The organism is Rhodoferax sp. RT5P35, assembly GCF_056521385.1.
This window is the reverse complement of the sequence record NZ_JBWMAX010000008.1, coordinates 67,633-79,956: the sequence shown is the minus strand read 5'-3', so window position 1 is coordinate 79,956 and position 12,324 is coordinate 67,633. Positions and strand designations below refer to the sequence as shown.

The 12,324-nt window shown below is 61.2% G+C and carries 13 protein-coding genes; 4 read left to right on the top strand and 9 right to left on the bottom strand.

Annotation, left to right across the window (positions count from 1 at the left end):
- Positions 1-20: 20 nt before the first annotated feature.
- From AC097L_RS14160 to AC097L_RS14145, 4 genes are all read right to left on the bottom strand, one after another.
- Entirely contained in the window at positions 21-290 is a 270-nt protein-coding gene (locus AC097L_RS14160; protein ID WP_479587066.1) for a type II toxin-antitoxin system Phd/YefM family antitoxin, read from the bottom strand.
- Between the two features lie 62 nt (positions 291-352).
- Complete coding sequence (gene gluQRS, locus AC097L_RS14155; RefSeq protein ID WP_479587065.1) at positions 353-1,357, bottom strand: tRNA glutamyl-Q(34) synthetase GluQRS; 1,005 nt, start codon at positions 1,355-1,357, stop codon at positions 353-355.
- Entirely contained in the window at positions 1,314-2,393 is a 1,080-nt protein-coding gene (locus AC097L_RS14150; RefSeq protein WP_479587064.1) for an NAD(P)/FAD-dependent oxidoreductase, read from the bottom strand. The genes gluQRS and AC097L_RS14150 overlap by 44 nt, the downstream gene beginning before the upstream one ends.
- Before the next feature lie 94 nt (positions 2,394-2,487).
- A complete protein-coding gene (locus AC097L_RS14145; protein WP_479587063.1) occupies positions 2,488-3,432 on the bottom strand; it encodes a LysR family transcriptional regulator in 945 nt (314 codons plus the stop codon).
- A 195-nt stretch (positions 3,433-3,627) separates the two neighbouring features.
- On the opposite strand from AC097L_RS14145, the gene AC097L_RS14140 reads away from it, so the two are divergent.
- The 4 genes from AC097L_RS14140 (at position 3,628) to AC097L_RS14125 (ending at position 6,512) form a co-directional block, all read left to right on the top strand.
- Positions 3,628-4,329, top strand: coding sequence for a pirin family protein (locus AC097L_RS14140; protein ID WP_479587062.1), 702 nt, complete (start codon positions 3,628-3,630; stop codon positions 4,327-4,329).
- Between the two features lie 172 nt (positions 4,330-4,501).
- A complete protein-coding gene (locus tag AC097L_RS14135) occupies positions 4,502-4,906 on the top strand; it encodes a DoxX family protein (RefSeq protein ID WP_479587061.1) in 405 nt (134 codons plus the stop codon).
- 160 nt (positions 4,907-5,066) lie between these two features.
- On the top strand, positions 5,067-5,621 hold the full coding sequence (locus tag AC097L_RS14130; protein ID WP_479587060.1) for a flavodoxin family protein: 555 nt from the start codon (positions 5,067-5,069) through the stop codon (positions 5,619-5,621).
- Positions 5,622-5,639: 18 nt separating this feature from the next.
- Positions 5,640-6,512: a pirin family protein gene (locus AC097L_RS14125; RefSeq protein ID WP_479587059.1), complete on the top strand. Its 873-nt coding sequence runs from the start codon at positions 5,640-5,642 to the stop codon at positions 6,510-6,512.
- Here AC097L_RS14125 and AC097L_RS14120 read toward each other — a convergent pair.
- The 5 genes from AC097L_RS14120 to AC097L_RS14100 all read right to left on the bottom strand — a co-directional run bounded on the left by AC097L_RS14120 (position 6,487) and on the right by AC097L_RS14100 (position 12,321).
- Positions 6,487-6,729: a hypothetical protein gene (locus AC097L_RS14120; RefSeq protein WP_479587058.1), complete on the bottom strand. Its 243-nt coding sequence runs from the start codon at positions 6,727-6,729 to the stop codon at positions 6,487-6,489. The genes AC097L_RS14125 and AC097L_RS14120 overlap by 26 nt on opposite strands.
- Before the next feature lie 122 nt (positions 6,730-6,851).
- Positions 6,852-8,186: a DnaB-like helicase C-terminal domain-containing protein gene (locus tag AC097L_RS14115; protein ID WP_479587057.1), complete on the bottom strand. Its 1,335-nt coding sequence runs from the start codon at positions 8,184-8,186 to the stop codon at positions 6,852-6,854.
- Between the two features lie 1,215 nt (positions 8,187-9,401).
- Complete coding sequence (locus AC097L_RS14110; protein ID WP_479587056.1) at positions 9,402-10,178, bottom strand: L-fucose dehydrogenase; 777 nt, start codon at positions 10,176-10,178, stop codon at positions 9,402-9,404.
- 5 nt (positions 10,179-10,183) lie between these two features.
- Complete coding sequence (locus tag AC097L_RS14105) at positions 10,184-11,044, bottom strand: L-fucono-1,5-lactonase (RefSeq protein WP_479587055.1); 861 nt, start codon at positions 11,042-11,044, stop codon at positions 10,184-10,186.
- Positions 11,044-12,321, bottom strand: coding sequence for an L-fuconate dehydratase (locus tag AC097L_RS14100; protein ID WP_479587054.1), 1,278 nt, complete (start codon positions 12,319-12,321; stop codon positions 11,044-11,046). Before AC097L_RS14100 ends, AC097L_RS14105 begins: the two co-directional genes overlap by 1 nt.
- Positions 12,322-12,324 lie beyond the last annotated feature (3 nt).

Below are 12,324 nucleotides of genomic sequence, written 5' to 3'. Positions count from 1 at the left end.
TTACCGAGACTTACCGAGATTTACCAGGTGCGGATGTCGTCGCACCACAGGCCTTGCTCGTCCATATGCTGTTGCTGCGCACCGATCCATTGCTTGTAAGTCTGCGCGAACTGCTCGGCTGTCAGCTTGGGGCTGGCGGCATTGGCACGGCGCTCCAGGTCGGCGAATTGTTCGGCGGACACGATAAGGGCTTCCAGGCGGCCGTTTTTCTCGATGCGGACCGGGCTGATCTTGGCTTGCAATAGGCAATGGCCAAAACGGTTTTTGGCTTCGGTCGCGGTGAGCTGCATGGCGGTCCTTATAAAAATAGACGGGTAAATACGCGGGTAAATACACGGATCTAATGGCTATTTTAGCCATTGTGGTGGCGCTGCCACTGAACCACCCACTGCGCCAGTGCGGTGGGGACGTTGCCTGCACAGGTCGTCAAGCCCAGCACCTCTGCCGCCGCGTTCAGCGCCGCCAGCGGCTGCGCCACATCCAGCGCCTGGGCGCCGTTTTGCTTGGAGAGTTTTTCGCCATTCGGCCCTAGCACCAGCGGCGTGTGCAGGTACTGCGGCGTGGGTAGGCCCAGGGCCTGTTGCAGCCAGATCTGGCGCGGGGTGTTGTCGGCGAGGTCCTGGCCGCGCACCACGTGGGTGATGCCTTGGGCCGCATCGTCCACTACCACGGCGAGTTGGTAGGCCCACAAGCCGTCAGCGCGGCGCAGCACGAAGTCGCCGACCGTGGCGGCCAGGTTTTGCTGCTGGCGGCCGAGCAGGCGGTCGTTCCACGTCAAAATGCCTTCTGCTATTGATTTGATAGCTAATGGCGTAGATGGAATATGCGCTAGAGGCCTATTTTCTTTAAATGTATCGGTGCGCAAGCGCCAGGCCCGTGCAGGGCGGCCGAGCAAACCAGAGCGGCAGGTGCCGGGGTAGACCAGCTCGGCGTTGCGGCTGCGTACCTGGCCCAGGGCGGCGCAGGCCACTTCAATTTCTTTGCGTGAACAGGCGCAGGGGTAGGCCCAGCCGCTGGCCACCAATTGCTCCAGCGTTTGCTGGTACAGAGGGCTGCGGTGGGATTGGTAGGTGGGTAGTGCGTCTGGGTGCAGGCCGCAGGCGGCGAGCTGTTGCAGGATGACCGCGTCCATGTCGGGCAGGCAGCGCGGGGTGTCCACGTCTTCGATGCGCACCAGCCAGGTACCGCCCAACGCACCACCCGATGCGCGGGCATCGAGCCAACTGGCCAGGGCGGCAACCAAAGAGCCCGCATGCAGCGGGCCCGTGGGGGACGGCGCGAACCGTCCGATGTAACCTGGTACCAAGCTACTTTTAAGCAATCGCCAGTGCCATTTCCAGGCCGGAGATGAAGGCATCTTCCACCCGGTGGCCGATGCACCAGTCACCACAGGCACCGATGCCGGATTTTTCGTCCCACAGGTGGCTGCGGCCCAGGGGCTGCACGGTCTGGGCGTAGCGCCAGCGGTGCACGGCGGCGTGGGAGGGTTCGGCACGGATGCCGGTGACCTCGGTAAAGGCTTTCAGCAGCTTGGCCTGGATGCGGGGGGCATCGTCTTCCAGGTGCTCCAGCGACCAGGCGGCGCTGGCTTGCACCGTCCAGCGCTCGATGCTGCCGCGCCCGGGCTTGCTGGATTCACGCGCCAGCCAGGCGATGCGGTGGTGGTTGCTGCGGGCGGCGTTCCACTGCGGGCCCAGGTGCGCCATGGTGGGCTGCATGGCCTGGGGGAAGGCCAGCATCAGCGTCCAGCACGGGGCGACCTGCACCGGGTGGATGTCGCGCACCAGGCGGGCGGCCTGGGCCGAGTTTTGCAGCAGGTCCACGGTTTGCGGATTCGGCATGGCCAGCACCACCGCATCGAAGCCGGAGAACACGTGCTGCGCGTCGGCGGCGCCGGGCATGCCGGTGGTGCGCAGTTGCCACTGCTTTTTGTTCATCGGGTCGCGCTCGATGCGGGTGACCTGGGTTTCCAGTTCCAGGCGGCCATCGTCGGCCAGCGGCTTGGCCCAGTGCTTGACCAGGCCGCTCATGCCGGGCACCGGCACCCAGTGCGGGTCGCGCGAGGGCAGGGCGGCCAGGGCTACCTGGCCAAAAGTGTCGAGTACGCGGACCGAGTTGGCGCTCCAGGGTTTGCACACGCCCTTGGCGGTTTCCAGGGCCTTTGCAAAGCGGGGGTCGCGCACGGTGAAGTACTGTGCGCCGTGGTCAAACGTGCCAAACGAGGTACTGCGCGTGGACATGCGCCCGCCCGCGCTGCGGCTCTTGTCGAACACTGAAACGTTGTGGCCGGCCTGCACCAGCGTGCGTGCGCAGGCGATGCCCGCCATGCCTGCGCCAATCACGGCGATCTGGCGGGCTGGGCTGGAGGCTGTAGCACTGGGTTTGTTTGTCATGTGTGTTGGTTTTCTTTGGAGTGGCTACGGAATGGCGACCAAGCACACTCTACACGCAGTGCGCAGCCGCTTTCCTCGGGGACTCCCCGCGGGTTCAATTGCTTTGTTGCCGCTCTAGCAATGCGGCGCGGGTGGCCGGGCTTTTGAGCTGTTGCAGCCACCATTGCAGCGCCCGCCCGTGCGTGCCGCCACCCGACTCGGTACGCCATGCGTAGCTGATGTGCAGCAGGCGCGATGGCCGCTCGACGCTGCGGCTCACCAGGCGACCGGTTTCCAGGTAGGGGCGGGCCAGGCCTTCGGGCAAGAAGCCGCAGCCAAGGCCGCGCAGCTGGGCCTCCAGCTTGGCCCGCATGCTGGGCACGGTAAACACGTCTTGCCCGCCCAGCAGACCAAAGGTCAGCGCATTGCCGCGCTGGGTAGAGTCGGCCACGGCCACGGCACGGTACTGCTGGATCAGACTGTCGCTCAGCGGCTCGGGCATGCTGGCCAGCGGGTGGTGCGGGGCCACCACAAAGATGAAACTCATTTCACCCAGCGGGGCACCCACGATGTTGCTGTTGGAGATGCTTTCCATTGCTACGCCAATCGCCACATCTGCCTGGCCGGTGACCAGCGCGTCCAGCGTGCCGTACAGCACCTCTTCGCGGATCTTCACCCGCGTGGGCGGGTTCAGCGCAAAAAACGCCTCGCACAGCTCCATCACCGTGGAGCGCGAAATCACGCTGTCCACCGCAATCGTGAGCTGCGGCTCCCAGCCCGTGGCCACGCGCTTGACCCGGTTGGCCACGGCATCAATGTCCTCCAGCAGGCGCTGGCCTTCGCGCAGCAGTTCGGACCCGGCCACGGTGAGTTTGGCCTGGCGCGAGCTGCGGTCAAACAGCAGCACGTCCAGCGCATCCTCGATATTGCGCACCCGGTAGGTCAGGGCGCTGGGTACCATACCCAGGCTACGGGCGGCAGCGGCAAAGCTGCCCTGGGCATGGATGGTGACCAGCATGGACAGGGCATCGGGGGTGAGCACATCGCGGGCAGTTTGCATGGTCAACCTTTTTCCATTCAAATTTATAGAATGATGCCATCAAATGCGGTGGACTGCCAGCATCCCGCGCAGGCCCAAAATTCAGGCTATGGACCCGAACCGCGGGTCTTCACCACAGAACTTGCGCAGCGCACCTGTGGCTCCCTTTGGGAGCACAGAGGGCTTGCGCAAGTTCTAACCCAAATAGGAGTTCACATGCTCACTCTCCGTAAATCCCAAGACCGTGGCCACGCCGACCATGGCTGGCTCAAGTCGCACCACAGCTTTTCGTTTGCCGGTTACATGGACCCCAAGCACATGGGCTGGGGCAATTTGCGCGTCATCAACGAAGACACCATCACCCCCGGCGCAGGCTTTGGCACCCACGGCCACCGCGACATGGAAATCATCAGCTACGTGTTGCAAGGCGAGCTGGCGCACCGCGACACCATGGGCAACGTCAAGGGCATCCCACCCGGCGACGTGCAGCGCATGAGTGCTGGCCGGGGCGTGCAGCACAGCGAGTTCAACCACGCAGACGAACAGACCACGCACTTTTTGCAAATCTGGATCGAGCCCAACGTCAAAGGCATCGCGCCCAGCTACGAGCAAAAGAGCTTTGCCGAAAGCGAAAAGCGCGGCGTGCTGCGCCTGGTGGCCTCGCCCGACGGTGCCCAGGGTTCGGTGACCATCCATGCCGATGCCCACCTATACGCCGGGCTGCTGGACGGTACGGAGTCCGCCACTCTGGCGCTGAATCCGGCACGCAAGGGCTATGTGCACTTGATCAGCGGCGCCTTGGAAGTGAATGGCACGGCGCTGTCCACCGGCGATGCGCTGTTGATTGAAAACGAAGCCTTGCTCACCCTGGGCAAGGCGGCGAATGCCGAAGTGCTGGTCTTTGACCTGGCCGCTTAAGGATTTGCTCACCCCCAGGCTACAGCGCTGCGCGTCTTTCGCCAACCCCCTTGCAGGGGGCGACACCAGTGGCCCGGCAAAGCCGGTTCCACGGTGTCCCTGGCAGTGCAGTAGCTTCAGCCGAGTGGTAAATCCTAGTGAAGTTGTTAATTTTTAATTAAAAGGAAATCACATGTTTAAAACTCTCCAGAACCCCCTGAGCTTCGTGGGCCGCTTGCTGCTGGCCGCCCTGTTTCTGCCTGCGGGCATCGCCAAGATCACCGGCTTTGCGGGCACCGTGGGCTATATCGCCTCGGTCGGTCTGCCGTTCCCTATGCTGGGCGCGCTGGCAGCGATTCCGGTCGAAGTGCTGGGCGGCTTGGCGCTGATTTTCGGTTTGGGCACCCGCTGGGCGGCGCTGATTCTGGCCGGTTTCACCCTGGTGGCCAGCTTCTTCTTCCACGCTTTCTGGGCCGTGCCCGCGGAAGCGGTGATGGTGACGCAGTTGCTGTTCATCAAGAACATCGCCGTCGTGGGTGGCCTGCTGACCCTGGCCGCCTGGGGTGCCGGTGCCTGGAGCCTGGATGCCAAACGATAAGGCACAACCCCAGGCTGCAGTGCTTCGCATCTTTCGCCAACCCCCTTGCGGGGGGCAACACCAGCAGCCTGGCAAAGCCAGATCTGCGGTGTTTCTGGTGGATAGCCGTCTCGTTTAAAGTGTTTCCCGTTCGTTGTTTTTACCTAACTTGAAAGTCTGTATGACCAAAACTGTTGTTGTGTACCACTCTGGCTACGGCCACACCCAGCGCGTAGCCCAGGCCGTTGCCGAAGGCGCCAGCGCCGAGCTGATCGCCATCGATGCCGAGGGCAATCTGTCTGAAGCGGGTTGGGCATCGCTCAACGCGGCCGATGCCATCATTTTCGGCACGCCCACCTACATGGGTGGCCCGAGCTGGCAGTTCAAGAAATTTGCCGATGCCACCAGCAAAGCCTGGTTCACCAGCGCCTGGAAAGACAAAGTGTTTGGCGGCTTCACCAACAGCGCCAGCTTCAGCGGCGACAAGCAAGTCACCTTGATCTATTTGCAAACCCTGGCTTCGCAGCAAGGTGGCATCTGGGTCAGCCTGGGCCACATGCCCAGCAACACCAAGGCCGCAACCCGCAACGACATCAACAACCTGGGTGGTTCGGTGGGCGTGTTGGTGCAGTCCCCTTCGGACTCCAGCCCCGCTGAAATGTCGCAAGGCGATCTGGACACCGCCAAGTTCTACGGCAAGCGCGTTGCCGACATCACCGCCAAGTTCCTCGCCTAAACCTACCGGAGCCCGACCATGCCCATCACCCTGCAACTCACCGGCCATGCCAAAGATTTGGGGGGCGGTTTTGTGGTGCGCCGGGTGCTGCCCGCAGCCGCGCGGCAGTCGGTCGGGCCCTTTTTATTTTTTGACCACTTTGGTCCGGTAACCGTGCATCCCGGCGGGGGCCATGCTGTGCGTCCGCACCCGCACATCGGGTTGGCCACGGTCACCTACTTATTCGAAGGCGCGATGCTGCACAGCGACAGCCTGGGCTGCGTACAACAGATCGCCCCGGGGGCCATCAACTGGATGACCGCCGGTCGCGGCATCGTCCATTCCGAGCGGCCACCGCCTGCGCTGGCCGCCAGTGCCTACACCAACCACGGCATCCAGCTCTGGGCCGCGCTGCCGCAGGCCTTTGAAGAGGTGGAGCCCAGCTTCACCCACACCCCCGCCGCCGACATTCCCGAGCTGGCCGTGGGCGATGCCCAGGTACGCGTGCTGATCGGCCAGGCTTGGGGCACAACGTCTCCGGTGGCTACTCATGCGCCCACCCTGTATCTCGACATCATGCTGCCCGCTGGTGGCCTGCTGGACCTGCCGCCGCTGGCGCAGGAAATGGCTGTATACGCGGTGGATGGCGATGTGGAAGTGGACGGCGCGGTGCTGGCCGCCCGTACCCTGGCGCTGCTGCAGCCTGGTGTGAGCACGCAGATCCGCGCCACCGCGGCCGTGCGCCTGCTGGTGATCGGCGGCGACGCGCTGGACGGCCACCGCTTCATCAGCTGGAACTTCGTTTCCAGCCGCAAAGAGCGCATCTTGCAAGCCGAAGGGGATTGGCAAGCGCATCGCATGGGCCAGGTGCCGGGGGATGCGGAATTTATTCCGTTGCCAGAAAAGCACTAGCTATAAAAGTAGTAGCTGCTTGTGCTGGTTCCATCAGCGCTGGCTGCCGTTTTGGCGGCTCTCTTCTGTTTCGGATGGCGTACCACTGGGTGCAGGCTGGAGCATTGGCGGGTTTGACGGGTTGCCTGCCCGTTGATTGGGTGGAAAGGCTGGCTACCGACAGCAACAGGCTTTTGTGGTCTTGAAATTTGTTGCGGGCCATGGTCGCGATCTTCATGGCTAGGTTGACCGCAAACGCCGTGCCAAAGATCTTTTTTACAGCTTCAACGTTTGACGTTAGAGGCTCTGGCCGGCTTGCCGAGCAGCGTCTTCTCGATGAAAGGGGTCGGCATCACCTCGCTACTCTGGATAGGCAAGGTTGTCCATGCGCCCTGAGGCTTTTGTAAACGCCAGCTTTACGGTTCCAACGACCCTGCCACGGTTCTGAGCGACGATCACCTCTATGGAGCCGGTGTCAGTTGAGTCACGGTTGTAGAAGTCATCTCGATAGAGAAGAAAGACTGCTGTGGCGTTTTGTTCGATTGCTTCGTGGTGCGTCAAATCTGAAAGCAAAGGTCGTTTGTCGATTCTTGTTTCTGATTTGCGAGGAATCATGCTGAGGAGCAAGACTGGACAGTTGATTTGGCGAGCTAGCGTGCGCAGTTGACGAATTTCAGTTTCGGGCACTTGTTGTCCGTTTGCTTGACTCAGCATTTCAAATGTGTCGATAACGATTAGCGCGATGGCTCCTGCTTCATTTCGTACCTGTTCACTTCGAGCTATGACATCCGGAATGGTTAGAGGTGATGTGTCATCGAGATACATCGGTCCCTTGTGAACCACCTCGACCGCGTCGGCTAGGCGCTTCCATTCGTCTTCGGCGAGTCGACCGGAGGCGAGGTGCCAGCGGTCGATGCGACCCGTTGCAGCGACTAAGCGATTTAAGAGTTCTTGACCTCGCGCGTGAGGCGAAAAATAAAGGACAGGTATGCCTTCGACGGAGGCAACATGCTGCGCAACATTTAGCGCGAAGGTCGTGCTTCCAACGGAAGGTCTTGAAGCCAGGACGTAAAGTTCTCCAGGCGTAAGGCCGTTGACAAGGCGATCTAAGTCGTGAAATCCGGTCCTGATGCCTGAGATTTCTTGATCTTGCTCATTGATCTCTGCAACGCGATCAATGAATTCAACTACGAGTTGATCGATTCTCTTTGGTCCGATGGAACTTGGCGATGCCTGCGGCGCTGTCCGTGGCTTTGGCTCTGAAGTTGGATCATCAACCGTTGCGTGATGCCGAACGGCCCTGAGGATTGCAGCTACTGCGCTGGGCAGTCCGTTGTCTGTTCGGGTGCCTAGGCGATCAGCGAGCATTGGCGAAAAGGCGGCTATTTCGCGTGCGGTGATGTTGTGCCACACAGGCAGGATAACGGACAGCGTGCCGTCTTCTCTTGCGACGAGCGCATCAAGTTCTTTTTGTGGCCATTCTTTGGCGAAGAAGGCTTTGCTCAAGATGACCACGCCATGCCGTGCAGACGCTAAGCCTTGATCGATCTTTCGACGCAGGCTATCCCCTAAAACCAGCTCGGCCTCATCTAACCAGACACTGAGACCAGCTTGGACGAGTAACGCAGCGAGAGGTCTTGCAACATCAAGCTTGTCTTCGCTCGCGTGGCTAATGAAGACGTCGGTTCTAGCCATCGTGTAATTCGATCGTTATGTGATTAGTGGCAACAAGTACGCAGGTGCCTGTGACGCCGAACTGATGTACGCCGCAAACCCTAAGGTTTAAATCGGCTGCTGAGGTTTAAATAATTCACCGAAATTTTCTGGAAACGGCTTGCTGATTGGTTTTTGATGCGGGCAATGGACTTTTATACAGGTATAAAAATTCAGACAAACCCCGCATTCCAAGTGGGTCCACCACTATAGCCTGCCAAAGCCTTGCAGCAGCGATAGCGCAGCCCTGGGACATATCTCAGCCAGGGGCGTGCCCAAGGGCCGCCAATCCGCCAAAGGGGTCGGAGCACGAATGCGGGCAAGCACACACCCGACACGGTGACAAACTTCTCTGCGTGCAATCGCGATCCGACCACATTGGTTACCGCCCGTACAGCCGTAAGTATTACTTCTCTTTTGATAGTAAAAAACAGGAGCTTCTTGCGCCTATTCCATGAGCGCTGGCGGCTTTTTTGGCACTTAAAAATAGGCCTAAAAACCTTAAATGCACCAATGCCGCAGTTTTGCCGATGTGAACCAAGCCAAACGCCACGCTGAGCTCGCGCCCTAGGCGCGATGCCCGGCGTAGCCGGGCCGATCCCGCTACCCGGGGTCCCCATCTGTATGCGCCAAGGAGCACAGCTTTGGGCGGATCAGGGCTGGCGTTGTTTGAGCGCCAGCGAGTTTAGCCAGACCCCGACCAAAGCGCGCACCGCAGGTTCCCGTAGCGCCAGCGGAGGGCGCAGACAGTTGGGGCGCCTTTCTTTGGGTTACTTTTGGTGTTCACGTAACTTTGCCTCGCAAAGTGAGTGAACCCCGCGTGCAGAGCACGCCATTGCGCAAAAGAAAACCCGCTTCGCGGGTTTCTGTAAAAGAGACTGCGCCGCCGGACGCATCACCCGGCCGAGGATGCTGGCAGGCAGCCAGAAAACATCAATGCAAATCCGCCAATAGGGGTCGGAGCCCAAATGCGGGATACAGCCGTCTCGACCCGCCAGCAACCTGTGCGCAATTGGGATCCGACCCCCATTGGCTACCACCCGTGCAGCCCAAACAGATTGCTTCTCTTTTGGTAGTAAAAAATAGGAGCTTCTCGTGCTTATCTGGTCAGCACAAGCCGCCATTTTCATACCTGAAAATAGGCCTAAAAATACAGAACTGATACAGCGGGCCGGTCCTGGCCATCTGGTCATGCAATCAGCTCAGCGCCCGGTCCAGGTGCGTGTAGCCACCGTCCACAAACAGCCACTGCCCGGTGGTGTGGCTGGCGGCATCGGACAGCAGGAAAACAGTGGTGCGGGCGATCTCTTCCAAGGTGGTCATGCGCTGGCCGAGCGGGATTTTGCTGGTGATGCTGCGCAGCTTTTCTTCGGCATCGGGGAAGCTGCTGATCCAGCGCTCGTACAGCGGGGTCATCACTTCGGCGGGAATAACGGCATTGACGCGTACGCCGTCCTTCAGCAGCGAGGCCGCCCACTCGCGGGTCAGGGACAGTTGCGCGCCCTTGGAGGCCGTGTAGCCGCTGGTGTCGCCCTGGCCGGTCAGGGCGGTTTTGGATGAGATGTTGACTATTGATCCGCGTGACGCCTTCAGGTGTGGCACGCAGTAGTGGGCCATCACGTAATAGTGGATGAGGTTCTTGTCCAGCGAGGCTACAAATGCGTCCCGCCCCGCGTCCAGGCCCACGCTGTCGTTGATGCCTGCGTTGTTGACCAGGCCTTCAATGCGCTGAAACGTGGCCATGGTCTGCGCCACGGCGGCACCGCAGGCGGCATCGTCTTGCAGATTGAGCTGAATGAAAAGGAAGTGGGGTTGCAGGGCGCTGAGCTGGGCCGCAAAGTCGCTGTTCAAGGCGCTTTTGCCCAGGATGACGGGAATCGCCCCCTCTTGCGCCAGCGCTAGCGAAATCGCGCCGCCTATGCCGCTGCCGCCACCGGTGACGAGGATAACTTTGTCTTTGAGATGCAGATCCATGGGGTTTACTTTGAGTTGAGGTTGTAGCAACGGATGGCGTTGCCGGACCAGAAATCGGTTTGTTCGGATTCGGATAAACGTCTGGCCGCCCAGGTCTGCGCCAACTCGTGCACAGCGGGATAGGGTGCGGCCAGCTCGCACACTGGCCAGTCGGAGCCGAACAGCAGGCGCGACGGGCCAAAGGCTTCGAGTGCGGTATCAAAGCAGTCCCAGACGGTTTGCTGCACGCTCGTGGGTAGGCCATGGGCAAACGGCCAAGCGGCTTCGGTGACCAGGCCTGACAGTTTGCACGCCACGTGGGGCAGGGCGGCCAGTGCTTTCAGCGACTGGGTCCATTGCGGCATCTGTTCGGGGTTCTTGAGGGGCGGCTTGCCCAGGTGGTCCAGCACCAGCCAGTGGGCATCGTGCGTGGCGCAGAAGTCGACCACTAGCGGCATCTGGTGGGCAAACACCAGCACGTCGTAGCTCAGTTTTTGGCTTTGCAGTAGCGCCACGCCACGCCGAAACAGCGGGTTGTTGACGACTTGCGCCACATCGGGTTCGTCTTGCAGGATATGGCGAAAACCGCACAGTTTCGGCTGCTGCGCCCATCCGTCGAGCTGTGCTTCCAGTGCAGGGCTGGCCAGGTCGGCCCAGCCTACTACGCCCATGATGCTGGGGTTGTGCGCGGCCAGGTCGAGCAGAAAGTCGGTCTCTGTCGCCTCGGTACGGGCCTGCACGGCGATAGAGCCGGAGACTCCGCTGCTGTGCATCGGGCAATCGCTGGGCGACCGGTCTTGCGCCAGCACGGCCATGCCGGGGCTGATCCACGGAAAAGCCGCGGGCTCAAAGCGCCAGTAGTGCTGGTGGCTGTCGATTTTTTGCATTACTTTTTGAATGCGTACTGCACCAAGGTATCGGGCAGCATCTCAATTGAAAAGCCCGCCGCGGAGGGCGGCATGTAGGCGGCGTTCTGGATGACACAGGGGTCGATGAAGTGCTCGTGCAGGTGGTCTACGTACTCGATGACGCGGCCCTCGCGGGTGCCGGCGATGCTCAGGTAGTCGATCATCGACAGGTGCTGCACGTACTCGCACAGGCCCACGCCGCCCGCGTGCGGACACACGGGCAAGTTATATTTGGCGGCCATCAGCATCACGGCCAGGATTTCGTTCACACCGCCCAGGCGGCAGGAGTCGATCTGCACCACGTCAATGGCGCCGCGCATGATGAACTGTTTGAACAGGATGCGGTTTTGGCACATTTCGCCAGTGGCGACCTGCATCGGGGCCACGCTCTCGCGGATGACGCGGTGGCCTTCGATGTCGTCGGGGCTGGTGGGTTCTTCGATGAACCAGGGCTTGGCAAAAGCCAGGTCTTTCAGCCAGTCCACCGCCTGGCCCACGTCCCAGACCTGGTTGGCATCGATCATCAAATGCCGGTCCGGGCCCAGCACTTCGCGGGCGATGCGCAGGCGGCGGATGTCGTCGGCTTTGTCGCGACCCACCTTGAGCTTGACGTGGTTGAAGCCCGCGTCCACCGCTTCCTGGCATAGGCGGCGTAGCTTCTCATCGCCATAGCCTAACCAACCTGCCGAGGTGGTGTAGCAGGGATAGCCTTCGCGCTGCAGGATGGCCAGGCGCTCGGCTTTGCCTACTGCGCGCTCGGTCAGCAGCGCCAGGGCCTCAATGGGGGTGATGCAGTCGGTGATGTAGCGAAAGTCGATGCAGCGCACCAGTTCTTCGGGGCTCATTTCGCCCACCAGTTGCCACACCGGCTTGCCCACCGATTTGGCCCACAGGTCCCAGACCGCATTCACCACCGCGCCGGTTGCCAGGTGGATCGCGCCTTTGTCGGGGCCGATCCAGCGCAGTTGGCTGTCGGAGGTGATGTGCCGCCAGAAGCGGCCCATGTCGGCCGCTATCCAGTCCAGGTCCAGGCCCACCACCAGGTGCTGCATGGCGTGGATGGCGGCGCAACAGATGTCGTTGCCGCGGCCAATGGTGAAGGTCAGGCCATGGCCATTCAGGCCGGGCTGGTCGGTTTCCAGAATGACGTAGGCGGCGGAATAGTCGGGATCGGGGTTCATCGCATCCGAGCCGTCCAGGTGCTGCGAAGTGGGGAAGCGCAGATCAATGGCGCGCAGGGATTGGATGACAGGCATGCG